At 58.3% G+C, this 24,150-nt stretch carries 23 protein-coding genes and 1 pseudogene; 10 read left to right on the forward strand and 14 right to left on the reverse strand.

Going from position 1 to position 24,150, the window contains the following annotated elements:
- Nucleotides 1–203: 203 nt before the first annotated feature.
- Nucleotides 204–449, forward strand: a complete 246-nt coding sequence (locus ACL2XN_RS05065; protein WP_410015028.1) for a DUF1289 domain-containing protein — start codon at nucleotides 204–206, stop codon at nucleotides 447–449.
- A 574-nt stretch (nucleotides 450–1,023) separates the two neighbouring features.
- Complete coding sequence (gene slyA / locus ACL2XN_RS05070) at nucleotides 1,024–1,458, forward strand: transcriptional regulator SlyA (RefSeq protein WP_162365814.1); 435 nt, start codon at nucleotides 1,024–1,026, stop codon at nucleotides 1,456–1,458.
- A gap of 109 nt (nucleotides 1,459–1,567) precedes the next feature.
- Here slyA and slyB read toward each other — a convergent pair whose 3' ends face one another.
- Entirely contained in the window at nucleotides 1,568–2,035 is a 468-nt protein-coding gene (gene slyB, locus ACL2XN_RS05075) for an outer membrane lipoprotein SlyB (RefSeq protein WP_410015029.1), read from the reverse strand.
- Between the two features lie 331 nt (nucleotides 2,036–2,366).
- Between slyB and anmK the strand changes: the two genes are divergently transcribed.
- The 5 genes from anmK to pdxY all read left to right on the forward strand — a co-directional run bounded on the left by anmK (nucleotide 2,367) and on the right by pdxY (nucleotide 6,936).
- The gene (anmK, locus tag ACL2XN_RS05080) at nucleotides 2,367–3,470 is read left to right on the forward strand and encodes an anhydro-N-acetylmuramic acid kinase (protein WP_410015030.1); all 1,104 of its coding nucleotides are present in this window, start codon (nucleotides 2,367–2,369) and stop codon (nucleotides 3,468–3,470) included.
- Nucleotides 3,471–3,618: 148 nt separating this feature from the next.
- The gene (locus tag ACL2XN_RS05085; protein WP_410015031.1) at nucleotides 3,619–3,927 is read left to right on the forward strand and encodes an MliC family protein; all 309 of its coding nucleotides are present in this window, start codon (nucleotides 3,619–3,621) and stop codon (nucleotides 3,925–3,927) included.
- Between the two features lie 72 nt (nucleotides 3,928–3,999).
- Nucleotides 4,000–4,650 carry a pyridoxamine 5'-phosphate oxidase gene (pdxH, locus tag ACL2XN_RS05090; RefSeq protein WP_413722894.1) on the forward strand — a complete coding sequence of 217 codons (651 nt, stop codon included), beginning with the start codon at nucleotides 4,000–4,002 and terminating at the stop codon, nucleotides 4,648–4,650.
- A gap of 65 nt (nucleotides 4,651–4,715) precedes the next feature.
- Nucleotides 4,716–5,990 carry a tyrosine--tRNA ligase gene (tyrS, locus tag ACL2XN_RS05095; RefSeq protein WP_413728401.1) on the forward strand — a complete coding sequence of 425 codons (1,275 nt, stop codon included), beginning with the start codon at nucleotides 4,716–4,718 and terminating at the stop codon, nucleotides 5,988–5,990.
- 82 nt (nucleotides 5,991–6,072) lie between these two features.
- Nucleotides 6,073–6,936, forward strand: a complete 864-nt coding sequence (gene pdxY, locus ACL2XN_RS05100; RefSeq protein WP_410015034.1) for a pyridoxal kinase PdxY — start codon at nucleotides 6,073–6,075, stop codon at nucleotides 6,934–6,936.
- Between the two features lie 41 nt (nucleotides 6,937–6,977).
- Here pdxY and gstA read toward each other — a convergent pair whose 3' ends face one another.
- The 11 genes and pseudogenes from gstA to ydgT form a co-directional block, all read right to left on the reverse strand.
- Nucleotides 6,978–7,583, reverse strand: a complete 606-nt coding sequence (gene gstA, locus ACL2XN_RS05105; protein ID WP_410015035.1) for a glutathione transferase GstA — start codon at nucleotides 7,581–7,583, stop codon at nucleotides 6,978–6,980.
- A 170-nt stretch (nucleotides 7,584–7,753) separates the two neighbouring features.
- The gene (gene dtpA, locus ACL2XN_RS05110) at nucleotides 7,754–9,289 is read right to left on the reverse strand and encodes a dipeptide/tripeptide permease DtpA (protein ID WP_413722893.1); all 1,536 of its coding nucleotides are present in this window, start codon (nucleotides 9,287–9,289) and stop codon (nucleotides 7,754–7,756) included.
- Between the two features lie 306 nt (nucleotides 9,290–9,595).
- Complete coding sequence (nth, locus tag ACL2XN_RS05115; protein ID WP_413722892.1) at nucleotides 9,596–10,240, reverse strand: endonuclease III; 645 nt, start codon at nucleotides 10,238–10,240, stop codon at nucleotides 9,596–9,598.
- A 4-nt stretch (nucleotides 10,241–10,244) separates the two neighbouring features.
- Nucleotides 10,245–10,937, reverse strand: coding sequence for an electron transport complex subunit E (locus ACL2XN_RS05120; RefSeq protein WP_410015038.1), 693 nt, complete (start codon nucleotides 10,935–10,937; stop codon nucleotides 10,245–10,247).
- Entirely contained in the window at nucleotides 10,930–11,565 is a 636-nt protein-coding gene (gene rsxG / locus ACL2XN_RS05125; protein ID WP_413722891.1) for an electron transport complex subunit RsxG, read from the reverse strand. The genes ACL2XN_RS05120 and rsxG overlap by 8 nt, the downstream gene beginning before the upstream one ends.
- A 9-nt stretch (nucleotides 11,566–11,574) precedes the next feature.
- On the reverse strand, nucleotides 11,575–12,627 hold the full coding sequence (gene rsxD / locus ACL2XN_RS05130) for an electron transport complex subunit RsxD (RefSeq protein ID WP_413722890.1): 1,053 nt from the start codon (nucleotides 12,625–12,627) through the stop codon (nucleotides 11,575–11,577).
- 24 nt (nucleotides 12,628–12,651) lie between these two features.
- Nucleotides 12,652–14,508, reverse strand: a pseudogene (gene rsxC, locus ACL2XN_RS05135) (electron transport complex subunit RsxC); the annotation flags it as partial.
- A complete protein-coding gene (rsxB, locus tag ACL2XN_RS05140; protein ID WP_410015041.1) occupies nucleotides 14,501–15,079 on the reverse strand; it encodes an electron transport complex subunit RsxB in 579 nt (192 codons plus the stop codon). The pseudogene rsxC and the gene rsxB, both read right to left, overlap by 8 nt.
- On the reverse strand, nucleotides 15,079–15,660 hold the full coding sequence (gene rsxA, locus ACL2XN_RS05145; protein ID WP_410015042.1) for an electron transport complex subunit RsxA: 582 nt from the start codon (nucleotides 15,658–15,660) through the stop codon (nucleotides 15,079–15,081). The genes rsxB and rsxA overlap by 1 nt, the downstream gene beginning before the upstream one ends.
- Before the next feature lie 109 nt (nucleotides 15,661–15,769).
- The gene (locus tag ACL2XN_RS05150; protein ID WP_413722889.1) at nucleotides 15,770–16,213 is read right to left on the reverse strand and encodes a DUF2569 domain-containing protein; all 444 of its coding nucleotides are present in this window, start codon (nucleotides 16,211–16,213) and stop codon (nucleotides 15,770–15,772) included.
- On the reverse strand, nucleotides 16,210–16,425 hold the full coding sequence (gene ydgT, locus ACL2XN_RS05155; protein WP_331120310.1) for a transcription modulator YdgT: 216 nt from the start codon (nucleotides 16,423–16,425) through the stop codon (nucleotides 16,210–16,212). Before ydgT ends, ACL2XN_RS05150 begins: the two co-directional genes overlap by 4 nt.
- A 239-nt stretch (nucleotides 16,426–16,664) precedes the next feature.
- On the opposite strand from ydgT, the gene ACL2XN_RS05160 reads away from it, so the two are divergent.
- Nucleotides 16,665–17,702: a S66 peptidase family protein gene (locus tag ACL2XN_RS05160; RefSeq protein WP_413730415.1), complete on the forward strand. Its 1,038-nt coding sequence runs from the start codon at nucleotides 16,665–16,667 to the stop codon at nucleotides 17,700–17,702.
- 126 nt (nucleotides 17,703–17,828) lie between these two features.
- Here the strand turns inward: ACL2XN_RS05160 and araA are convergent, their stop codons facing one another.
- Complete coding sequence (gene araA, locus ACL2XN_RS05165) at nucleotides 17,829–19,334, reverse strand: L-arabinose isomerase (protein ID WP_410015045.1); 1,506 nt, start codon at nucleotides 19,332–19,334, stop codon at nucleotides 17,829–17,831.
- A gap of 73 nt (nucleotides 19,335–19,407) precedes the next feature.
- Nucleotides 19,408–21,093, reverse strand: a complete 1,686-nt coding sequence (locus tag ACL2XN_RS05170) for a ribulokinase (protein WP_413730417.1) — start codon at nucleotides 21,091–21,093, stop codon at nucleotides 19,408–19,410.
- 377 nt (nucleotides 21,094–21,470) lie between these two features.
- On the opposite strand from ACL2XN_RS05170, the gene ACL2XN_RS05175 reads away from it, so the two are divergent.
- Both ACL2XN_RS05175 and araG read left to right on the forward strand, forming a co-directional pair.
- Entirely contained in the window at nucleotides 21,471–22,460 is a 990-nt protein-coding gene (locus ACL2XN_RS05175; RefSeq protein ID WP_413722887.1) for an arabinose ABC transporter substrate-binding protein, read from the forward strand.
- A gap of 156 nt (nucleotides 22,461–22,616) precedes the next feature.
- Nucleotides 22,617–24,146, forward strand: a complete 1,530-nt coding sequence (gene araG, locus ACL2XN_RS05180) for an L-arabinose ABC transporter ATP-binding protein AraG (RefSeq protein ID WP_410015048.1) — start codon at nucleotides 22,617–22,619, stop codon at nucleotides 24,144–24,146.
- Nucleotides 24,147–24,150: the final 4 nt, after the last annotated feature.

Consider the following 24,150-nt stretch of genomic DNA (forward strand, 5'->3'; position numbering starts at 1 on the left):
ACGTTTTATCCATCGCCTTTGGTGAGATCGTGGTTTAACAGTATATCCCAGACCTTCGGCGCGGTGGAGGAAAAGTAGTCCTGCCTTGCTTGACCTGGCAGCCGGATAACCGTGTCGATTTCCCCCGGGCAAGCGATTTTTGCCGTCATAAGCTTGCCAGCCGGTGAAATAACGTCTTCAATAAAAGTTAAACAGGAGGGCACGTGCCGGAACAGCTTGAGTTTTTCATCATAACCAGTCCTTGCCGCGGCGTCTGCCAATCCGATGACCGTGGCTTTTGCCGTGGCTGCCTGCGCTCCCGCCAGGAACGTTTCGACTGGATCACGATGAACGACGGCCAAAAGCGCGAAGTGCTGCGGCTATGTCATCAACGCTACCTGCGCCAGCTGCGGGCCGGCAAGAGCACGCCCGCAGAACCCGCAGGTCCGGAACAGCCCTCGCTTTTTTAACACCCCGCAGGCGTGCAACCTTATTCCACTGAGTATCTTGAACGTCGGGATGGCGATTATCACAACCCCGGCACTCATAGTTAATTATTAATATGCACGCTAATAACTTGTTATTTATATATTGTTATTACATTATTAGACCGAATACATGACATAATGATATTTGTTATGTCTTCATTTAACTTAAATTAACAATAAATCACGATGAATGACAATAATAGTGATACAGTCATGAATAATCCGCTTGGCATACTATAGGCGTTGATGTGAGAATGCCGGGGCAACCAGTGCCAGGGACGGATTATATGAGGTTTCCAACGCTTACCCTATACTAAGCGGAAAGTTTTACGCAATGAAGGGCCGCAACCCTCGTCAAGGCTGACGACCGGCAAGGAGTAATGCGCTCAGCGGTGCTGTCCCATATTTCAAAGGAACAACATGGGTATTACATCTAGCTCAACTTAACTTCAACCTTATTCATATATATATATATTTGTAATTTGCCATTCCACCCATTAGAATGGATGGGAATCCAGGGAACAAGCTTAATCAGCTTAATTATAAGGAGAGAGAATTGGAATCGCCATTAGGATCTGATTTGGCGCGACTTGTTCGTGTTTGGCGCGCTTTGATTGACCATCGCTTAAAACCGCTAGAACTGACACAAACGCATTGGATCACGTTGCATAATATCTGCCAGCTTCCGCCGGAGCAGTCGCAAATTCAGTTGGCAAAGGCTATCGGCATTGAGCAGCCCTCATTGGTTCGAACGCTTGATCAGCTTGAAGAGAAAAAGCTGATCACTCGCCATACCTGTGCGAACGATCGGCGGGCGAAACGTATTAAATTGACGGAGTCCGCAGAGCCCATCATCAAAGAAGTGAACCATGTCATCAATAGTACCCGGGATGAAATCCTGACGGGTATTTCAGAGCAGGAGATTCATTTTCTGAGTAATATGATTGCACGGCTGGAGAAGAATATCCTCGAGCTTTATAATAAGTCCTGACATAGCGTGGTTCAACGACATGTTCTCTATAAAAAACCGGCAAATAGCGCCGGTTTTTTTATGCCAAGGTCTTTCGCCTGCGCCGCTGCGTTATGCGGCGGGGCGGTAATTAACGCGGAGAAACCGTCACGTTGCGCCCGTTGCTGGCGATAGCCACGCGTTGTCCTACGCTGAACCGCGTATTTCCTTGTTTTTGCACCACCATGATAGTATTGCCGTCGTCTTTGCGCACTTCAAGTTCCACGCCCTGCGAACGGCTGGCGGCGCTGGTGACGCCCTGGCCCGCCACGCCGCCCGCCACCGCGCCGGCGGCCGTAGCCAGGTTGCGGCCGGTGCCGCCGCCGAGGGTATTGCCGAGGAACCCGCCCAAGACCGCGCCGCCGATGGCGCCGATAACGTTTGAATCCTCTCCGCCCTGGATTTGTACCGGCCTTACGCCTACCAGCGTACCGTACGTCACGCTTTGTACCTGTTTAGCCTCATTGGCGGAATAGACATCACCGGAAAGACTGTTGTTGCTGGCACAGCCCGCCAGCGTCAATCCAGCCAGGGTGACCACGAGCAAACGTTTCATCATTGAAAAACTCCTGTTATACGCCGTTCGTCAAGGCAAACCGAGACAGAACAAATGCCAATGTTGTTGCAATCGTCAATAGTATCTGTTTCCAGGCGCTACTTCGATAGCCTACTGTAGTCGATAATATTGTAGAATTCATAAACAATGAATCAACAGACCTCTTTTCTTAATTATAGCAATGATTTTAACGCTAAGCTTTTGCCCGCCAGGTTATTTTATTGTAACAACTTCCAAAATTTGACGGCTTTTCATAGCCTGATTCATCAAACCTGTTTAACGTAGACATCCGGAATCGATAAATGAAATTTTTGCGAAGGAAAAGGGCAGGCCAATGAGAACAGGTCGCTATGTAGGCGTAATGTCCGGAACCAGCCTTGACGGCGTGGATGTGGTGCTTGCCGCCATCGACGAGCATACTGTGGCGCAGCAATACAGTTACGGGCATCCCATACCACAGGAACTCAAACATCAAATTCTGGCCATATGCCAGGGACAATCCGTGACCTTGTCACAGGTGGGGCAATTGGATACCCGCCTGGGCATACTTTTCAGCGAGGCGGTGCTGGCCATGCTAGAGAGCGCCGGCGTGGCGGCGCACGAGATCACCGCCATCGGCAACCATGGACAAACCGTCTGGCATCAGCCGGACGCCGAGGCGCCCTGCACGATGCAAATCGGCGACAATAATCGCATCGCCGCCCTGACCGGCATTACCACCGTGGGGGATTTCCGCCGCCGCGATATGGCCTTCGGCGGCCAGGGCGCGCCGTTGGTGCCCGGTTTCCACCACGCGTTGCTGGCGCATCCCGGCGAGCGGCGCATGGTGCTCAATATCGGCGGCATTGCCAATCTGTCGTTATTGCTGCCCGGCCAACCGATCCGCGGCTACGACACCGGTCCCGGCAATATCCTGATGGATGCCTGGGCCTGGCGCCACCAGGCCGTTCCTTACGATAAGGATGCGGTCTGGGCCCTGGGGGGCAAGGTGCACCAGGGGCTGCTGCAGCAGTTGCTGGCGGACGGTTATTTTGCCCAGCCGGCGCCGAAAAGCACCGGCAGGGAATATTTTAACCTTGGCTGGCTGACGTATCAGCTCACCCATTTCGTGCCGATACCGCCCCGGGATGTGCAGGCGACGCTGCTGGAATTAACGGCCATGAGCATTGCGGAACAAGTGCTGCTATCGGGCGGCTGCGAACGTCTTCTGGTCTGCGGCGGCGGGGCGCGCAATCCGCTGCTGATGGCCCGGCTGTCCGCGCTGTTGCCCGGTATGGAGGTCAGTTCCACCGATAAATACGGCGTGAGCGGCGATGATATGGAAGCCCTGGCCTTTGCCTGGCTGGCCTTTCGCACTTTATCGGGTTTGCCGGGCAATCTGCCGTCGGTTACCGGCGCCAGCAGGGAAACGCTGCTGGGGGCCATTTATCCGGTATAAAGGTTTGCGTCCCCGCCGCCGCGCTTTTCAGACAGGTCCGCTTCAGCGGCGCGGCCGGGTTGATTAAGGTGGCCAGGAGCCGCGGCACGACGCGCGGCCCGGACGACCTATCCCGCCGCATGACGGCGGCGTAAACCAAGGGGAAACTATGATTAATCGGCTTATTATATTTGCCTGTGTGATTACCGTTACCGCCTGTAGCCAGTTCAATCGCGGCCCGGGCGAGCAAACGCTGCGTTATCAATGCGGCACCACGCCGCTGACGGTACGCCAACGCACGGAACCGGCGCAGGTCAGTTTTATTCTCGACGGCAAACAGCTTAACCTGCCGCAGGTGATGTCCGCCTCCGGGACGCGCTATAGCGATGGGCACTATACGTTCTGGTCGAAAGGCCCGAACGCGTTTGTCGAACGCGAAGGTAAAGTCATCATAAACGACTGTATTATCGCCGGTTGAACGGTGCTAAATGATTGAGATTTTTAGCCACGCGGCGCACAATAACGCCCTGGCCCGACGCAGAATATCACTATGACTGAACAAAAAATCGATATCGCCGCTTTGCGCCGCGAATATACCCGCGGGGGCTTGCGGCGCGCGGATCTGACGTCTGAACCGCTGACTCTGTTTGAGCGCTGGCTGCAACAGGCCTGCGAGGCGCAGCTTCCCGACCCCACCGCGATGTGCGCGGCGACGGTGGATGAACACGGCCAGCCCTATCAGCGCATGGTGCTGCTCAAGCATTTCGACAGCCGCGGCATGGTGTTTTACACCAACCTCGGCAGCCGCAAGGCCGGGCACCTGGCGCATAACTCCCGCATCAGCCTGCATTTTCCCTGGCATGCGCTCGAACGCCAGGTCATGGTGCTGGGACGCGCCGAGCGATTGTCGCTGGTGGAAGTGATGAAATATTTTCACAGCCGGCCCAAAGACAGCCAAATCGGTGCCTGGGTTTCCCGTCAATCCAGCCGGATATCCGCGCGCGGGGTGTTGGAAAGCAAATTTCTCGAGTTAAAGCAGAAATTTCAGCAGGGTGAAGTGCCGTTGCCCAGTTTTTGGGGGGGATACCGGGTGAATATTGATACAATGGAATTCTGGCAGGGTGGCGAGCACCGGCTCCATGACCGGTTTATCTACCAGCGCCGGGACGAGGGATGGGCGATAGACCGTCTGGCGCCCTGACGCCGCCGGCACATGACTTTAGGGTGCCTGGGCACCGATACTTACAGCAATAATGGAGTTTTTTGATGGCAAGCAGCAACCTGATACAACAATTGCAAGAGCGGGGCCTGATTGCCCAGGTCACGGATGAGGCCGCGCTGTCCGAGCGCCTGGCTCAGGGGCCGCTGTCGCTGTATTGCGGTTTCGATCCGACCGCCGATAGCTTGCACTTGGGACATCTGGTGCCACTATTGTGCCTGAAGCGTTTTCAACTGGCCGGCCACCGTCCCGTGGCGCTGGTGGGCGGCGCCACGGGACTTATCGGCGATCCGAGTTTCAAGGCCGTCGAACGTAAATTAAATACCGCCGAAACGGTGCAGGAATGGGTGGATAAAATCAAGCGCCAGGTGTCACCGTTTCTGGATTTTGACTGCGGCGAAAACAGCGCCGTGGCCGCCAACAACTACGACTGGTTCGGCAGCATGAATGTGTTGACCTTCCTGCGTGACATCGGCAAGCATTTCTCGGTTAACCAGATGATCAACAAGGAAGCGGTCAAGCAGCGGCTTAACCGCGACGACAGCGGCATCTCCTTTACCGAATTCTCCTACAACCTGCTGCAGGGGTATGACTTCACGTCGCTGAACAAGCAATACGGCGTCGAGCTGCAGATCGGCGGGTCGGATCAGTGGGGTAATATTACCTCCGGCATCGACCTGACCCGGCGCATGAACCAGAAGCAGGTTTACGGCTTGACCGTGCCGCTTATCACCAAAGCGGACGGCACCAAATTCGGCAAGACCGAAGGCGGGGCGATATGGCTGGATCCCGCCAAGACCAGCCCGTATAAATTCTATCAGTTCTGGATTAACACCGCCGACGCGGATGTCTACCGCTTCCTGAAGTTCTTCACCTTTATGCCCATGGAAGAGATTAACGCCCTGGAAGAGGAAGACCGTAACACCGACGGCGCGCCGCGCGCGCAGTATGTCTTGGCGCAGGCGGTGACCCGGATGGTGCACGGCGAAGCCGGGCTGGCGGCGGCGGTGCGGATTACCGACAGCCTGTTTTCCGGCTCACTGCAGGCCCTGACGGCCAACGATCTGGCGCAACTGGCGCAGGACGGCATGCCCACCATCGCCCTGAGCGACGGCGCGGATCTGCAGCAGGCGCTGGTGGATGCGGGACTGGTGCCGTCCCGGGGCCAGGCCAGAACCCTGATCGGCTCTAATGCCATCGCGGTGAATGGCGAAAAACAATCTTCGGCGGAGTATGTCTTCAGCGCCGCCGATCGCTTGTATGGGCGTTATACCTTGCTGCGCCGCGGCAAGAAAAACTACTGCCTGATTTGCTGGGAATGATTTTTATAACTGCTACAGGAGGCCGCCGGCCTCCTGCTTTGTGTCGATGCGGCCGCCAGGCCAAGGGCTTTAAGGCAACGTAATGAAGAATATTCTGTCTATCCAGTCCCATGTGGTGTTCGGGCATGCGGGTAATAGCGCGTCGGTGTTTCCCATGCGCCGCATGGGGGTCAATGTTTGGCCGCTTAATACCGTCCAGTTTTCCAATCATACCCAGTATGGTCACTGGACCGGTTGCGTGATGCCCGCCGCGCACTTAACCGAAATCGTGAAAGGTATTGCCGCCGTGGACCAGTTGAAAAACTGCGACGCGGTGCTGAGCGGTTATATCGGGGCGCCCGAGCAGGGCGAACATATCCTGGAGATTGTGCGCCAGGTAAAAGCAGCCAATCCCGACGCCTGGTATTTCCTTGACCCGGTAATGGGCCATCCGGAAAAAGGGTGTATCGTGGCTCCCGGGGTGGCGGAATTTCATTGCAAGCGCGGCCTGCCGAACGCCGATATCATCGCGCCCAATTTGCTTGAGCTGGAGCAGCTCAGCGGCCATGCGGTCAATAATATCGATGAAGCCATCGCCACCGCCCGCGAACTGTGCGCCCAAGGACCGAAGCTGGTGCTGGTAAAATACCTCAGCTATGCCGGCTATGATAAAAACAATTTTGAAATGCTGCTGGTGAGCAAGGAGCATGCCTGGCATACCAGCCGTCCGCTGGTGGATTTTGGCGATCGCCAGCCGGTGGGCGTCGGTGATTTAACCAGCGGCCTGCTGCTGGTCAACCTGCTGAAGGGGCTGTCGCCCGTCAAGGCGCTGGAGCATGTTACCGCCGCGGTGTACGAGGTCATGAAACTGACCAAAGAGATGAATGAGTATGAGCTGCAGGTGGTGGCGGCGCAGGATCAGATAGCCTTGCCGCAGCATCACTTTCCCGCCAAAGAGATCAAATAGGGTTAGTCATCTTTACCGGCGGCGTCATGCCGCCGTGAACGCTATTTCAGCCCTTCCGCCGCCAGCGCCGCGTCCACCGTGGGACGCGCCGCCACCCGTTTAAAATACCGCGCCACCGCCGGCGTCGCCGGTAAATCAAACTTCAGGGCCTGCGCCCAGGTCAGCATGGTGAACAGATAGGCGTCGGCCACCGTGAAGCGGGTGCCGAGCAGGTAATCGCCATCGGCCAACTCCCGATCCAGATAAAGCAATTTGGCGTCCAGCTGCTGGCGCAGCAGGCTTTTGTAATCCTCTGGCATATCGGGCTGCAGCAACGGGCCAAGGCTTTTATGCATTTCACTGGCCACGTAATTGAGCCATTCCATCGCCTGATAGCGGGACAAGGTGCCCGCCCGCGGGATCAAATGGCGATCCGGCACCAAATCCGCCAGATATTGGACGATGGCCACCACTTCAGTGAGCACGGTGCCGTCATCGAGCAGCAGGGCCGGCACCTGTCCCTTGGGATTTATCGCCCGGTAATCTTCGCCGTGTTCGGTTTTGAGATTGGCCAAATCCACTTTTTCTATCGTAAAGTCCACTCCCGCCTCACGCAGGGCGATATGCACGGTCAGCGAGCTGGCGCCGGGCTTATAAAAAAGTTTCATGGGGCACTCCTTAACGGGATGGGCGCGGTGTGATATCGCAGGATATTTCATCATGACAGGATACGTTTAACCATGGCGGCAAGATAGCGTCTTGGCAGGGATGGGACAAAAAAATATCATCATGTTTCGCCCTATGGCGGAACATGATGATAACGATAATACGATAGGGATCAGCCAACGATGGCGGGGGTATCGTCCGTCAGTGGGCCGTGGGGCGGGGCGGCGGCGGGAACGTCGTCCGGGCGCGACATGTGGTTAAGCCGTGGGGCGAATACCAGCATCAGCAGCGCGATCACGGCGGTGACGATACCGATTTGCATAAACACGTGGCCATACACCGCCAGCGAAAGCCGGGCGTCGGTCACGTCGGCGGGCACGGCCATCAGGTTGGCGACGTAGCCGGCGATAAGCGCGGCGGCGGCGGTGGTCAGGAACCAGGCGCCCATGATGAAACCCATCAGCCGTTGCGGCACCAGCTGCGCCACCATGGCCAGGCCCAGGCCGGAAATCATCAGCTCGCCGATGCTTTGCAGGGCATAACTGAGAATGAGCCAGTTCATGGAGACGATACCGGCGTCATTGGCAAAACGGGCGCCCAGCGGCAGGACAAAAAAGGCCAGCGAGCACAGCACCATGCCGGCGGCGAATTTAAACGGCATCGGCAGACGATCGCCCATGGCGTTGTACAATGCCGCCAACAGCGGGCTGGCCAGCATGATCCAGAACGGATTCAGGGCCTGGAACTGTTCCGGCTGGAACGACCAGCCGAACAGGCTGTGCCCCACATTGTGGATGGCGAAAAAATTCAGCGACGTCGGCATCTGGCTGTAAAGCACAAAAAACACCACTGCTTCCATCATCATTAAAAAGGCCACCAGCATCCGCCGGCGCGCCGCGCCATGCAGGGCGAAGGTCTCCCTGGCGAACACCAGGATGATCCCCACGGAAATCAGGCCCAGTACCCAGCGGGCGATGGTCTGGTGATGCAGCAGCCAGCTCGACAGGGCGATGGCGGCGGCGATGCCGGCGATAACGGCCGCCAGCCGTCCCCATTGCAGCGGGGCGAAATCCGGCTTGGAGCCGTAATCACGCACCCAGCTGCGGCAGACGAGGAAATTCACCAGCGTGATCAACATCCCCACCACGCTGAGCGAAAACGCGACCCCCCAGCCAAAACGGACCGCCAGCCACGGCGTCGCCAGGGTGGAGACAAACGAGCCGATATTGATCGCCATATAATACATGGTGAAGGCGCCGTCCAGGCGCGGATCGTCTTTACGGTAGCAGGTCGAGAGCAGCGAAGACGGATTCGCCTTGAACAACCCGCTGCCGACCGCGATGGTCGCCATGCCCAGGTACACCCAGGCGACGGCATGGCTGGAATAGGCGACCATGGTATAGCCCACCGCCAGCACCAGCGCGCCGATGACGATCACGCGCTTGGTCCCCAGCACCTTGTCGCCCAGCCAGCCGCCGATGGCGACAAAACCGTACACCAGTGCGCTGAACGAGGCGAACAGCGTGATGGACTGTCCTTCGGACATGCCGAGCATCTTGACCAGGTAGACGGCCAGGATGACCTGTAAGCCGTAATAGCCAAAGCGCTCCCATAACTCAATGGAGAAAATAAGATAAAACGATTTGGGCTGTTTAAATGCGTTGACGCTGATTTTTTCCGGTGGTGCGGTGTGGTTTGCCGTAGACACAAATACCTCGTTGCCGTTTTCACCGCGTTAGCGGCAAAAATAAGCAGGGGTGACGCCGTTGCCCGCGCCCCGTCTGCATTGTTATAAGATTAGTCTGAGGGGGGATCTTCCGGGTTTCAGCTCAATAGGCAAGGCTTGAATAATATCCCGTTACAATTAAATAAAAAAGCACGATGCCGGGTGAACGCGGCCTGGCAATGGCGTTTCATCATGAAACGCCACGGGAAGGCAGTGGTTTATCGTGCTGAAGACAGGCGCCTGCGTGTACCGGGTTAAGGGCACCGGCCTGGGCCGATGGCGGGATATTTACGCGGTGTCGCCATAGACCTTGTCTTTGTATTCGCACAGGTCTTCTATCAGGCAGGCGCCGCAGCGCGGCTTGCGGGCGACGCAGGTGTACCGGCCGTGCAGGATCAGCCAATGGTGGCAGTTAACGACAAATTCCGCCGGTACCACCCGCAGTAAAGCCTGCTCTACCTCCTCGACGTTCTTGCCGGGAGCGAACCGCGTCCGGTTGCACACCCGGAAAATATGCGTATCCACCGCAATAGTCGGCCAGCCGAAGGCGGTGTTGAGCACGACGTTGGCGGTTTTGCGGCCAACGCCGGGCAAGGCTTCCAGCGCCGCCCGATCCTGCGGCACCTGGCCCTGGTGGAGCTCAATCAGCATCCGGCAGGTCTTGATGATATTTTCCGCTTTACTGTTAAACAGGCCGATGGATTTGATGTAGGACTTGATGCCGTCCACCCCCAACGCCAGCATGGCCTCGGGAGTATTGGCCACCGGGAACAGTTTGGCGGTGGCCTTATTAACACTGACGTCGGTGGCCTGCGCCGATAACAGCACCGCGATCAGCAGTTCGAACGGCGAGGTATAATTCAGCTCGGTGGTCGGGTTGGGATCGTTGGCGCGCAGGCGGCTCAGGATAGCCAGTCGTTTGAGTTTATTCATCAGATTATGCCCGCGCCTGTCCGGCGTTTGGCACGCGCTCCGCCGCCGCGCGCCGCTGGCGGGCCTTCATCCGCTGGTCTATCAGGTATTTGGCGGCCAGCATGAATCCCAGGCCGATAAACGCGCCCGGCGGCAGCATGGCCAGCAAAAAGGGACTGTCCAAATGGAACACTTGCACCCGCAGCCCTTTGGCCCAGCTGCCCAGCAGAAGGTCGGCGCCGTCGAACAGCGTGCCGTTGCCAAGCACCTCGCGCATGGCGCCCAGCACCAGCAGGGCGCAGGTCGCGCCCAGGCCCATGGCCGCCCCGTCAAGCAGCGACAGGGCCACCGGATTGTGGGAGGCGTAGGCTTCCGCCCGTCCCACCACGATGCAATTGGTGACGATCAACGGAATAAATATCCCCAGAGACTGATATAGGCCGAAGGCGTAGGCATTCATCAGCATCTGCACGATGGACACCACGGCGGCAATGATCATCACATAAACAGGAATCCGGATCTCGGCGGGCACCCAGCGGCGGAAAGCGGAAATCCAGCCGTTGGTACAAGCCAGCACCAGCGTGGTGGCCAGCCCCAGCCCCAGCGCGTTGGTGACGGTATTGGACACCGCCAGCAGGGGGCATAATCCCAATAATTGCACCAGGGCGGAGTTATTGGTCCACAGCCCCTGGCGCATCAGGCGTCCGGCTTCACTCATCGGCGTTTTCTCCACAGCGGGGCAACTGGTCGATGTCGCCCGGCATACTCTGTAAATAGTCAGCGGTGCGTTTAACCGCGTTTACCACGGCGCGCGGGGTAATGGTGGCGCCGGTGAACTGATCGAACTGCCCGCCGTCTTTCTTTACCGCCCAGTTCCTGTCCTGCGCCGCGCCGACCTTTTTCCCGCTGAAATGGGTGATCCAATCGGAAACGCGCAGCTCGATTTTATCGCCCAGTCCCGGCGTTTCATGGTGTTCGGTAACCCGAGTGCCCAGCACGTTGCCGGCAAAGTCGGCCCCGACCAAGAGCTGGATGGCGCCGGAATAGCCGTCCGGGGCGGTGGATTCGATGGCCGCCGCCGCCGGCCTGCCGTTTTTGCGCGCCAGATAGACCCGGTGCTGTTGCGCGTTGCCCAGGGCATCGTCGACCACCAGATAGCATTCAGCCAGCATATCATTATCATGCAGCGCCGGCGGCACAACCTGATCCAATAGCTGCTGTTGCTGCAATACGGCCTGGCGGGCGATGCCGGGTTCGGTCAGCCCATGCACCAGGGCCGTCAGGCCGGTGGTGAGCGCGGCGAACAGCGCCAGGGTAATACCGTGTTTGCGCATCATCCTGAACATCGGCGCTCCTTAGCGATGGCCGTATACGCGGGGTTGCGTAAAATAATCAATCAGCGGCACACAGATATTGGCCAGCAGCACCGCAAAGGCCACGCCCTCAGGATAACCGCCATAGGTGCGGATGAGCCAGGTCAGAAGACCCGCCAGGGCGCCGAAAATCAACCGTCCTTTATCTGTCGTCGAGGCGGTGATCGGATCGGTGGCGATAAAAAAAGCGCCCAGCATGGTGGCCCCGGAGAACAGATGCAGCAGCGGCGGGGCGCTGGCGCGCGCATCGCACCACCAGCCCAGGCTGGCGCAAATCATCAGCACCGCCAGGAAGCTGACCGGAATCTGCCAGTTGATCACCTTGCGCCAGAGCAGATAAAGGCCCCCCGCCAGGAAGCCGATATTGACCCATTGCCACCCCAATCCGCCCATCAGGCCGCTGTAAAGCGGTTGCCCGAGCATCGCCAGCGCATCCTTCCCGCCGCGCAGACCGGTTTTAAAATTATCCAGCGGCGTCGCCTGGGTCATGCCGTCGAACCCGGCGCGCAGCTGCTGCACATCCAGGCCGCCCGGCGTGTGGCCGGCGAAGATCAGCCATAAGGTGTCCGCAAGCGAAGCGGTATGCAGCCGCAGCCCCGATTCCGGCAGCCAACTGGTCATTTGCACCGGGAACGAGATCAGCAGCACCACATACCCGACCATGGCCGGGTTAAACGGATTTTGTCCCAGGCCGCCGTAAAGCTGCTTGGCGATGATGATGGCAAACGCCGTAGCCAGCACGATCATCCACCAGGGCGCCAGCGGCGGCAGGCTCAGCCCCAGCAGCACCGCGGTCAGCAGCGCGGAGCCGTCGGCAAGCCGCGGACCGACCGGCTGGCGGCGCAGCGCCACCATTGCGGCTTCGGCCAGGCAGGCGGCCAACGCGGCCAGCAGGATTTGCACCAGGGTGCCGTAGCCGAAAAAATAGCTCAGGGCCAGCAGACCCGGCAGGCAGGCCGCCATGACCTGCAGCATGATGCGCCGGGTGCTTTGCCGGTTGTGGGTAAAGGGGGAACTTGCGATCCTGAAAGCCATTTATTCCTCGTGGGACCCTATGGTTGCCTCTGCTGCGGCCTTGCGGGCCTTGACCCTGGCGATGGCCGCCGCCACCGCGGCTTTGCGCGCATCGGCGGCATCGGCGGTCGCGGGATGCGACGTCGCCGTACTGTTGTCTGCGCCGGCCTGCGCCGGACGGGCGGTTGCGCCGGTACTGTCGCTTGCGGCATTTTTCGCTACGTTGTCACTTATTGGCTGCGCGCCGGACACGGCTTTGCGCGTTTTCACGCGCGCGATGGCCGCCGCTACCGCCGCTTTGCGCAGATCCGGCGTAGCCTCTTCGGCGCAAGCCGGCATGACGGTCGCCGCAGGCGGCCCCGACGGCTCTGCTACCGCCGCCGCGTCATGGCCGGCGTCGGGCAAGGCGTTTAGCGCCGCTTCTATCATCGGTTCGTCCCGCGCGTCAAGCTTGACAGCGGCCTGCCGGTGGCGCGCTTCACGCGCCTGTTTTTCCCGCTCGCGCCGCGCCAGCTTGGCTTCAAAGCGCGCCTTGGCCGCCCGCGCGCGCTGCGCTTCCAGATCCAAGGCGCGTATTTCCGCCTTTTCCTGCCGGTAATAGCGCACCAGGGGAATATTGCTGGGGCAGACATAGGCGCAGGCGCCGCATTCGATGCAGTCCGCCAGATGATGGCCGCGGGCTTTTTCGTGCTCCTGGCCACGGCTGAACCAATAGAGCTGTTGGGGAAGCAAACCGGCGGGACAGGCCTGCGCGCACAGGCCGCAGCGGATACAGGCTTGTTCCGGCTCCGGCGGGGCCATTTCGCTGGCCGCGGGGGCCATGATGCAGTTGCTGATCTTGACGATGGGCACATCCAGCACCGGCAGCGTAAAACCCATCAGCGGTCCGCCCATGATCACCAGCTGGCCCGGCTGCGGTGTAAAGCCGGCGTCGCGCAGCAGATGACCGACCGGCGTGCCCAGACGTCCCCAGACGTTGCCCGGACGCTTAAGCGCGTCGCCGGTCAGCGTCACCACCCGTTCGGTCAGGGCTTCGCCATCGATAATGGCCCGTTTAATGGCGAAGACGGTGCCGACATTCAGCATGACAACACCGATGGCGGCTGAATGGCTGCCGAACGGCACTTCCCGGCCGGTGAGGATCTTCGTGAGCTGCTTGGCGCCGCCGGACGGATATTTGGTCGGGATGACGCGCAGCAGGTAGCCGGCGCCATCAGCAATGGCCGCGGCCATCGCGGCGGCGGCGGCCGGTTTATTGTCCTCAATGCCGATGATAACCCGCGCCGGCCGCAGAATATGGACCAGCACATCGATGCCGCCGACTATCTCAAGCGCGTGCTCCTGCATCAGCCGATCGTCGGCGGTAATATAAGGTTCGCATTCCGCGGCGTTGATAATCAGGGTATTTACCGCGCCCAATCCGCCCTGTAGCTTGGCCGCGGTGGGAAAGCCCGCGCCGCCCAGGCCGGCGATGCCGGCCTGATGGATGCGTTCAAGCAAATAGCCGGCGTCCCGCTGACGGTAATCCGCCACGGGCCGGCGTTCGCACCAGCGATCTTCGCCATCGGGGGTGAGGATAACGCTGAGTTCCGCCAGCGCCGACGGATGGGCGGTGGTATGGGGCGTAATGGCCTCAATCGTTCCCGAGGTGGGCGCATGGATAGGCAGGGTGCGACCCCGCCCCTCGGTCAGGGGCTGTCCGCGCAGCACGCGGTCACCCGCGGTTACGCACAGTTCACCCTCCGGCCCCAGGTGCTGCTTAAGGGGAATAATGCATTTGGCCGGCAGGGGCGGACGGCGCAGCGGCACGCCGCTTGACTGGGTTTTCATTTCCGGCGGATAGATGCCGCCGGGAAAATCCCAGAGGCGATCCTTACGCAACGCGGCAAAGAGCTTAAACATGCTGTTCCATGGGGATGAGGCGGACCGGTATGGTGTTCAGATCCCATTTCCAGTTGTCGGTGGAAACCGCCACCGGCCGCATTTCGATACAATTGGTCGGGCAGGGGGCGACACAGAGATCGCAGCCGGTGCACAGGTCGCTGACCACGGTATGCACCGCCCGGGTAGCGCCGATAATGGCGTCTACCGGGCAGGCCTGGATACATTTGGTGCAACCGATACAATTGCCCTCATCGATCCAGGCCACCGTCGCCGCCGGCTGGCCTGCCGATGTTTCGTCGTCCAGGTATTGCGGTTCGATGTTCATCAGTCCGGCAATCTTGAGCATCGTCTGTTCGCCGCCGGGCGCGCATTTATTGATTTTTTCACCCTGGCCCGCCACCGCCTCGGCATAGGGACGGCACCCGGGATAACCGCACTGGGCGCATTGGCTTTGCGGCAGCAGCGCATCAATCTGCCCGGCCAGCGGGTCGCCCTCCACCCTGAAGCGGCGGGCGGCGTAGCCCAGCAGGGCGCCCGCCACCAATGCCAGAACGCTTAGCGATCCAATAGCCCACCATAGCGACAGCATCAGAATTTCACCAGACCGGTAAAGCCCATAAACGCCAGCGACATCAGACCGGCGGTGACCAGGGCGATGGATGAGCCCTTGAACGGCGCCGGCACATCGGCCACCGCCAGGCGTTCGCGAATGGCGGCGAACAGCACCATGACCAGCGAAAAGCCCGCCGCCGCGCTGAATCCGTAGACGGCGGACTGCAGAAAATTATGATTGAGGTTAACATTGAGCAGGGCCACGCCAAGCACCGCGCAGTTGGTGGTGATAAGCGGCAGGAAAATGCCCAGCAGGCGATACAGCGACGGGCTGGTTTTGCGCACCACCAGTTCGGTGAACTGCACCACCACCGCGATAATGAAAATAAACGAGAGGGTGCGCAAATAGGTGATGTCGAGGGGCAGCAGGATAAAACTGTTAATCAGCCAGGAAAAAATCGAGGCGAGCGTCATGACGAAGGTGGTGGCCATGCCCATACCCATTGCCGTTTCCAGTTTTTTGGACACACCCATGAAGGGGCAAAGCCCAAGAAATTTAACCAGAACGAAATTATTTACCAGCATGGTGCCGATAAACAGTAACAGGTAACCATTCATTGCCGTACCTAATTAAAAAGAAGCGACGTATTATCCGGCATCAAGTCCATTTCAACAACATAGTAATTGTAGGGTTATTATCGGGAGACCGATAAGGACAACGGCGGTGCTATGAGGCGTGGATAAAGGTGTTTTTAACCCGGCGCGAACGTTTAATATAGGGCACCATGGTCGCCGCGGCCAGCAGCGGCCAGAATAAAATGCGCAGCGCCAGTTCATCCGTGACCGGGGAAAAGGCGAAAGCCTTGAGCGCCAGCAGCACGCCCGCCAGCAGCCAGAGGATAAAAATTTTGGGAAAGCGGGTCGAACGGCGAAACAACAGGCGCAGGGTCCAAAAGGTGAACCCCCACATGACCAGCGTGGTGGCCATGGACGCATACCACTGCAGGGTAAAGACCGCCGCGATGGTGGTGCTGTCCGCCGTCGGGCGTTGCAGCAGGGCCAGCAGGAAAATCACCAGCATTATGCTGGCGCTGAGCAGGGCCATCAGCAGGTAGGCGGCCGGCAGCCATAACCAGCCGCCGATACGCGGCGCGGTGTTGATCGCGCTCAAACGACGTACCGCCAGACCGACTTCGGCACCTGGCCCAAATCGAATAAACGGCCGCCGGAGACCAGTTCGGCCCGGCGGTGATCCGCCGCGCGGTACATATTGATGATTTCCGCATCGTCAACCAGCGAATAATTGAGATGATCGAATAGTTTTTCCAGGCTTTCCGGCGTGCTGACACGGCGGAATGTTAATAAATAGTCGTACGCAGTCATGATTTGGTGTTCAGGGAAGGGAATAATAGCAAAGTAGTATATTCACTGCTGTCGGGGTGTCTAGATATTCCTGGGTTAAATATGAAAAAACGCGGCGGCAAGCGCATAGGCAACGCCTGGGACTGCTGGCAATCTCCCGTCTTTCTTGTATGAGTATGTGAACTTTGCCAGCCAGCCAGGCTTGGCATTTAATCTCGAACTGTGGACGATGGATTTACTTTGCAAATAAGGATCAATACATGAAGATTCGCTTTCCGCCCAAACTGGTTCCAGGGGATTTGATTGCTATAACCGCCCCATCATCTGGGGTGCCGCAGCATTTGCATCCTCGGTTGGACCTCGCCATAAATAACCTTATAAAAAAAGGATTTAGGGTAGTTGAAGGCGATTGCTTACGGTCGCAGTATAAAAATAAAAGCGCCTGCAAAATTTCGCGGGCGGAAGAACTGATGTTTTATCTAACCCATCCTGAGGTAAAGGCGGTTATGCCCCCATGGGGAGGCGATCTGGCAATCGAATTACTCGAGTTACTTGATTTCGAACGGTTAGCCCGGACTGAACCCAAATGGTTTGTCGGTTTTTCAGATTTATGTACATTTCATTTCCCGCTGACAACGCTTTCTGGCTGGGCAACAGTGCATGGACCAAACCTGATGGATCTTGGTGCGAAAGAGTTAGATTCGACCACGCAAGCGATATGGAGCATTCTGGAGAGTGACCGGGGGGCTGTATGTGAACAGCACGCGTCAGCAGCATTTCAAATGAACGAAAATCAATTGGGCCCGGCATCAGATGCTGGTTTTCATCTGACACAAAAAACACAGTGGCAGCGCCTTGATGGCGTCACTTCTTCCGCCCGTTTTCAAGGCCGTCTGATTGGCGGATGTCTGGAAATCATATCGAGGTTAGCAGGTACCTCCTTCGGTAATCTACCCTTGTTCCAGGCACAAAATAGTAACGAAGGGGTGATCCTGTATTTTGAAAATGTGGAAATGGGCCCCTGCGAGTTAACGCGGGCATTATTTAGTTTACGCTTGCATGGCTGGTTCAGTGACTTAAAGGGTGTGCTTATAGGCAGAAGTGCGGCGCCGGCCGTGAACGACCCAACACAACAAAATTATTTGGATGCCCTACATGCCGCCCTTGGGGACCTTGCCGTTCCTGTGCTGTATGACGTGGATATAGGCCATATTCCGCCTCAAATTTCTCTGGTCAACGGCGCAAGTGCCACGGTCCTTTTCACTGAAAAGGGGAGTTCAGTCACTCAGCAGTTGTAAGTCAAAAGGCACGTCCAGGCAGTCGCTATAATAACACAACAGGCAGGCGCAACCCCGCCGACGAAACCGTCGCAGAGGCGATATAAACCCTGCCGCGAGCGAGCCGCGGCAGGACTGACGTCGTCGCTATTTAGCGCAGAGCTTGTAGTAAAGCTCATTCCAGCGCAATGCGTCCTTGAACGCCGGGATGCGCGTGTCGTTGTCGATCACCAGCAGCTCGATATTATTCATTTCCGCGTATAAGCGCATATGGTCGAGATCGAGCGCCTGGCTGAATACCGTGTGGTGCGCGCCGCCGGCCAGGATCCAGGCTTCGGCCGCCACTTCCAGCGACGGCTGCGCTTTCCATACCGCCCGGGCGACCGGCAGCTTAGGCAGCGGATGCGGCTGTTCGATGGCGTCCACGACGCTTACCAGCATGCGGAAACGATCGCCCATATCGATTACCGAGGCGTTAACCGCCTGGCCGGCCGGGGTGGAAAACAGCAGCCGCGCCGGATCGGCTTTGCCGCCGATGCCGAGGAACTGCACGTCCAGCGTGGGTTTTTCTTCCTTGGCGATGCTTGGGCACACTTCCAGCATGTGCGATCCGAGGGCGAGGTTATTACCCGGCTGGAAGTGATAAGTGTAATCCTCCATAAAGGAGGTGCCGCCCGGCAGACCGCTGGCCATCACCTTCAGGATGCGCAGCAGCGCGGCGGTTTTCCAGTCCCCTTCGCCGCCGAAGCCATATCCCTGCTGCATCAGGCGCTGTACCGCCAGGCCAGGCAACTGCTTCAGCCCGTGCAGGTTTTCAAAGTTGGAGGTAAAGGCTTTGGCGCCCACCTGTTCCAGGAAACGTTTCAGCCCCAGTTCAATACGTGCGGCGTCCAGCAGGTTTTCACGTTTTTCGCCGTTGACCTTGATTTTATCGGTAAGGATATAGGACGCTTCGTACTCTGCCACCAGGGTATCGATATCCCCCTTGGACACTTCGTTCACCACGCTGACCAGGTCGCCCAGGCCGTACGCGGTCACCGAGTAGCCGAATTGGATCTGCGCGCCGACCTTGTTGCCTTCGGTTACCGCCACTTCACGCATATTGTCGCCGAAACGGGCGACGATCAGCTGCTGGCTTTCCTGTTTGGCGGCGGCGGCGCGCATCCATTTGGCGATGGTCAGATGCGCCTGCTTATCCTGCCAGTGGCCGACCACCACCTGGTGATTAAGGTGCATGCGTGCGCCGATAAACCCGAACTCGCGGCCGCCATGGGCGGTCTGGTTAAGGTTCATAAAGTCCATATCCATGGTTTCCCAGGGGATCTGCGCGTTATATTGGGTATGGAACTGCAGCAGGGGCTTGTTGAGGATGCTCAGGCCGCCGATCCACATCTTGGCGGGTGAAAACGTATGCAGCCAGGTGAGCAGGCCGATACAGTGGGTATCGTAATTGGCTTCACGACACAGCGCGAGAATCTCATCGGGCGATTTGACCAAAGGTTTCAAGACCAGCTTGACCGGCAGGCCGGCCTCGTTATTAAGACCCTGGACCACCGTTTGTGCATGGTCGGCGACCTGGCGCAAGGTTTCCGGGCCATAAAGATGTTGACTGCCGATGACGAACCAGACTTCGTGCTGCTTAAAATTATCCATGATGACTCCTGTGCGTCTCCGTTTAAGGGAGGGGCCGGGCGGGCGCGTAGCGTGCCGCCCGGTAAATTATTAATCAGCGATCGCTGTGCGCCGCCGCCGCGTAAGCCGGTTCCGCAAGCTCGCTCCATTCCAAATAGCGCTGGTAGAGCCGCTCGAATTGCGCGACCCTGGCCGGGTCCGGCTGCAGGGTGCGTTCAATCCGACTGGCCATGGCCTGCTGCGCCACCGCGATATCCGGATAAACGCCGGCCGCCACCGCGCCGAAGATAGCCGCGCCGAGGGCGCAGCATTGATCGGAGGCCACCAGTTGCAGCGGACGATTCATCACATCCGCGCATACCTGCATGATAATCGGCGATTTGCGGGCAATGCCGCCCATCACCAGCACGTTTTCCACCGGGATGCCCTGGGTTTCAAAGCATTCCATGATGGCGCGGGCGCCGAAGGCGGTGGCGGCAATCAGTCCGCCGAACAGCGCCGGCGCATCAGTGCCCAGATTGAGGCCGGTGATCACGCCCTGCAGGCGCTGGTTGGCGTAAGGCGTGCGCCGGCCGTTGAACCAGTCCAGCACCACCGGCAGATGCTCAAGGGACGGTTCGCTGGCCCAGGCCTGCGCCAGCGCGTTCAGCATCTGTTCCTGGATACCGTCGAGAGCGGGTTTCAGGGCCGGGTTGTGTTGCACCGCCTGTTTCAGCGGCCAGCCCAGCAAACGTCCGAACCAGGCATAAATGTCGCCAAAGGCCGACTGACCGGCTTCGAGACCGATAAATCCCGGTACCACGCTGCCGTCGACCTGGCCGCAGATGCCGGCGATAGTGCGATCGCCCACACGCTGTTCGTCGGCGATAAGGATATCGCAGGTCGATGTGCCGATGACTTTAACCAGGGTATAGGGCTGCGCGCCGGCGCCCACCGCGCCGATATGGCAGTCGAAGGCGCCGCCGGCAATGGTAACGGTCTCCGGCAAGCCAAGCTTCTGCGCCCATGCGGCGGTGATGCGCCCGACCGGCGCTTCCGCGGTATAGGTATCGGTGAAGAGCGGATATTGCAGCCGTTCGGTCAGAACCGGATCGAGCGCCTCAAGGAAGTCTCGCGGCGGCACGCCGCCCCAGTCGGGATGCCAAAGGGATTTATGTCCGGCGGCGCAGCGGCCGCGCTTGATGTCCTGCGGCCGCGTGGTCCCGGACAGCACGGCCGGTATCCAGTCGCAAAGCTCAATCCAAGATACCGCCTGCCGGCGTACCTGGGCGTCCTGGCGGGTAATATGCAGGATTTTGGCCCAGAACCATTCAGAGGAGTACACGCCGCCGATGTAGCGCGTGTAATCAGGATGCGCGCCGTCGTGGCACAGCCGGTTTATCGCCTCGGCTTCTTCTATGGCGGTATGATCCTTCCACAGGATAAACATGGCGTTCGGGTTGTCGGCGAATTCCGGGCGCAACGCCAGTATCCGGCCCTCATCATCAATAGGGGCGGGGGTACTGCCGGTGGTATCGACGCCGATGCCGGCGACGCGCAGGCGCTGGGCCGGGGTGAGGGCGTTTACCACAGCGCGGATCGCCTGTTCCATGGATTCAAGATAATCATTGGGATGATGGCGGAATTGATTGTGCGCGGGTTTGCAATACTGGCCCTCGCGCCATCGCGGGTACCAGACCACTTCGGTCGCCAGCTCTTTACCGCTTTGGCATCCTACCGCCAGGGCGCGTACCGAGTCGCTGCCGAAATCAAGCCCGAGGCTGATGGCCTCTTCATTCATGCTGTTCTCTCCTGTTTACCCGAAAACGGATGATGTGCACAACCATAAGGGGGTTTTGGGCCGGCCGTGAGGAGCGGTTGGCTGGAAGTATGCACATTCCTGTCGCTGATGGCTGAAATGTGATGGTGTTCAAAAACGCGCGGGGAGGTGGAATTTGCTGTATCTATGCACAAATCAGCTGTTATTGAGAACTGTGATAACGCTCTACATTTTAGTAACACATTAAGGCTAAAACTACTCCCGTCTAAAGGGCCTGGTCGGACTAACGGCGATAAATCCGCCGCTTAGACGTTCCAAGCGGATTCATCTTCCCGACTGATAACGCTTACACGCTTCAGCATTTTGAAGCGAGGCGATAAAAAATACCGGAGAGTTACATGCATAAATTCACTAAGGCACTGGCGGCAATCGGATTGGCTGCCGTTATGTCTCAATCGGCTATGGCGGAAAATCTGAAACTGGGTTTTCTGGTTAAACAGCCGGAAGAACCCTGGTTCCAGACCGAATGGCGTTTTGCCGATAAAGCCGGCAAGGACCTGGGATTTGATGTGATTAAAATCGCCGTGCCCGATGGCGAGAAAACCCTTAACGCTATCGACAGCCTGGCGGCAAGCGGCGCCAAGGGTTTTGTTATCTGTACCCCGGATCCAAAACTGGGCTCGGCCATTGTCGCCAAGGCCCGCAGCTATGATATGAAGGTCATTGCCGTTGACGATCAGTTCGTCACCGCCAAAGGCAAACCGATGGACACCGTTCCCCTGGTCATGATGGCGGCCACCAAGATTGGCGAACGCCAGGGCCAGGAACTGTGGAAAGAAATGAACAAGCGCGGCTGGAACGTGGCTGACACCGGCGTCATGGCTATTACCGCCGATGAGCTCGATACCGCCCGCCGCCGCACTACCGGTTCGATGGACGCATTAAAAGCCGCCGGTTTCCCGGCAAAACAAATCTATACCGTCCCGACGAAATCCAACGATATCCCTGGCGCCTTTGACGCAGCCAACTCACTGCTGGTACAGCATTCCGGCGTGAAAAACTGGCTGATCATCGGCATGAACGACAATACCGTGCTCGGCGGCGTGCGCGCCACCGAAGGCCAGGGCTTCAAGGCGCCCAACGTTATCGGCATCGGCATCAACGGCGTGGATGCGGTAAGCGAACTCTCCAAAGCCAATGCGACCGGCTTCTACGGGTCTCTGCTGCCAAGTCCGGACGTTCACGGCTACAAGAGCATCCAGATGCTTAACGATTGGGTAACCAAAGGCGTTGAACCGCCCAAATTCACCGAAGTGACCGATGTGGTGGTCATTACCCGCGACAACTTTAAAGAAGAATTGGCGAAGAAAGGGCTGGGCGGTAAATAACCGCGGCGCCTGTTTCCCGGGACGGCTATGCGCCGTCCCTGTCCATGACGATGTCATTCATCAAGAGGATGTGCACGTGTCAGCCAAGACCCCTGATGGTTACAGCCGTGGGATTGCCGGCGCACCGTTCGTATCAGTTAACGCGAGGATGTGTTCATGACAATTCAGACACCCTATCTGTCGTTTCGCGGCATCGGAAAAACGTTTCCCGGCGTAAAGGCGCTGGATGATATCAGTTTTGACTGCTATCCGGGCCAGATCCACGCCCTGATGGGCGAGAACGGCGCCGGCAAATCCACGTTGCTGAAAATTCTCAGCGGCAGCTATACGCCGACCCAGGGTGAAATCCTTATCAAAGGCCAGCCGGTCCATTTTAATTCCACCGCCGATGCGCTGGATGCCGGCGTCGCCATTATCTACCAGGAGTTGCACCTGGTGCCGGAAATGACCGTGGCGGAAAATATCTACCTCGGCCAGTTGCCCAATAAATACGGCATGGTTAACCGCGCCATCCTGCATTATGAAACCAAACTGCAGTTGGAACACCTGGGGCTGGATATCGCGCCGGACACACCGCTCAAATATTTGTCCATCGCCCAGTGGCAGATGGTGGAAATCGCCAAGGCGCTGACCCGCAATGCCAAAATTATTGCCTTTGACGAGCCGACCAGTTCGCTGTCGGCGCGTGAAATCGAACAGCTTTTCCGGGTGATCCGCGAACTGCGGGCCGAGGGCAGGGTAATACTCTACGTGTCGCACCGCATGGAGGAGATTTTTACCCTCGGCGATGCCATCACGGTATTCAAGGACGGCAAGTACGTCCGCACGTTCGACGATATGACCCAGGTCGATCACACCAAGCTGGTGCAGGCCATGGTGGGACGCAATCTCGGTGATATCTACGGTTACCAGCCGCGCGATCATGGCGCGGTACGGCTGCAGCTGGACAGCATCAAGGCCGCTGGCGTGAAAACGCCGATTACGCTGTCGGTGCACGCCGGTGAAATCGTCGGCCTGTTCGGCCTGGTGGGCGCAGGACGCAGCGAACTGATGAAGGGGCTGTTCGGCGGTACGCTGATTACCGGCGGGCAGTTGCTGCTGGACGGCAAGCCGCTTAATATCCGCTCGCCCATCGACGCCATCCGCGAAGGGTTGCTGCTGTGCCCGGAAGATCGCAAAGCCGACGGCCTGATACCGGTGCATTCGGTAAGGGAAAATATCAATATCAGCGCCCGGCGCAAGACCATCAAGGCCGGTTTCCTGATTAACGACCGCTGGGAAAAGGAAAACGCCGAAGAACATATCCGCTCCCTGAATATCAAGACGCCCTCCGCCGAGCAACTGATCATGAACCTGTCCGGCGGCAACCAGCAAAAAGCCATTCTCGGCCGCTGGCTGTCGGAGGATATGAAAGTCATCATGCTCGACGAACCGACGCGCGGAATCGACGTCGGCGCCAAGCACGAAATTTACCACGTGATATATGAGCTGGCCAAACGCGGTATCGCCGTGCTGTTCGCCTCAAGCGATCTGCCTGAAGTGCTGGGGCTGGCCGACAGGATCGTGGTGATGCGCGAAGGCGCCATTTCCGGCGAGCTCACCCACACCGATGCCACTGAACAGAAAGCGTTAAGTCTGGCAATGTTGCACACAACCGATACCAGCCCCGCTGACGCGGTTGCCTGATTGT

Source organism: Sodalis sp. RH22, assembly GCF_047324165.1.
GTDB lineage: Bacteria > Pseudomonadota > Gammaproteobacteria > Enterobacterales > Enterobacteriaceae > Acerihabitans.

What these genes read in the sequence shown, in the direction of transcription:
- slyB (WP_410015029.1), bottom strand. Translation starts at nt 2,035, where the DNA reads ATGATGAAACGTTTGCTCGTGGTCACCCTGGCTGGATTGACGCTGGCG.
- anmK (WP_410015030.1), top strand. Translation starts at nt 2,367, where the DNA reads ATGAGAACAGGTCGCTATGTAGGCGTAATGTCCGGAACCAGCCTTGAC.
- ACL2XN_RS05085 (WP_410015031.1), top strand. Translation starts at nt 3,619, where the DNA reads ATGATTAATCGGCTTATTATATTTGCCTGTGTGATTACCGTTACCGCC.
- pdxH (WP_413722894.1), top strand. Translation starts at nt 4,000, where the DNA reads ATGACTGAACAAAAAATCGATATCGCCGCTTTGCGCCGCGAATATACC.
- tyrS (WP_413728401.1), top strand. Translation starts at nt 4,716, where the DNA reads ATGGCAAGCAGCAACCTGATACAACAATTGCAAGAGCGGGGCCTGATT.
- pdxY (WP_410015034.1), top strand. Translation starts at nt 6,073, where the DNA reads ATGAAGAATATTCTGTCTATCCAGTCCCATGTGGTGTTCGGGCATGCG.
- gstA (WP_410015035.1), bottom strand. Translation starts at nt 7,583, where the DNA reads ATGAAACTTTTTTATAAGCCCGGCGCCAGCTCGCTGACCGTGCATATC.
- nth (WP_413722892.1), bottom strand. Translation starts at nt 10,240, where the DNA reads ATGAATAAACTCAAACGACTGGCTATCCTGAGCCGCCTGCGCGCCAAC.
- ACL2XN_RS05120 (WP_410015038.1), bottom strand. Translation starts at nt 10,937, where the DNA reads ATGAGTGAAGCCGGACGCCTGATGCGCCAGGGGCTGTGGACCAATAAC.
- rsxG (WP_413722891.1), bottom strand. Translation starts at nt 11,565, where the DNA reads ATGTTCAGGATGATGCGCAAACACGGTATTACCCTGGCGCTGTTCGCC.
- rsxD (WP_413722890.1), bottom strand. Translation starts at nt 12,627, where the DNA reads ATGGCTTTCAGGATCGCAAGTTCCCCCTTTACCCACAACCGGCAAAGC.
- rsxB (WP_410015041.1), bottom strand. Translation starts at nt 15,079, where the DNA reads ATGCTGTCGCTATGGTGGGCTATTGGATCGCTAAGCGTTCTGGCATTG.
- rsxA (WP_410015042.1), bottom strand. Translation starts at nt 15,660, where the DNA reads ATGAATGGTTACCTGTTACTGTTTATCGGCACCATGCTGGTAAATAAT.
- ydgT (WP_331120310.1), bottom strand. Translation starts at nt 16,425, where the DNA reads ATGACTGCGTACGACTATTTATTAACATTCCGCCGTGTCAGCACGCCG.
- ACL2XN_RS05160 (WP_413730415.1), top strand. Translation starts at nt 16,665, where the DNA reads ATGAAGATTCGCTTTCCGCCCAAACTGGTTCCAGGGGATTTGATTGCT.
- araA (WP_410015045.1), bottom strand. Translation starts at nt 19,334, where the DNA reads ATGGATAATTTTAAGCAGCACGAAGTCTGGTTCGTCATCGGCAGTCAA.
- ACL2XN_RS05170 (WP_413730417.1), bottom strand. Translation starts at nt 21,093, where the DNA reads ATGAATGAAGAGGCCATCAGCCTCGGGCTTGATTTCGGCAGCGACTCG.
- ACL2XN_RS05175 (WP_413722887.1), top strand. Translation starts at nt 21,471, where the DNA reads ATGCATAAATTCACTAAGGCACTGGCGGCAATCGGATTGGCTGCCGTT.
- araG (WP_410015048.1), top strand. Translation starts at nt 22,617, where the DNA reads ATGACAATTCAGACACCCTATCTGTCGTTTCGCGGCATCGGAAAAACG.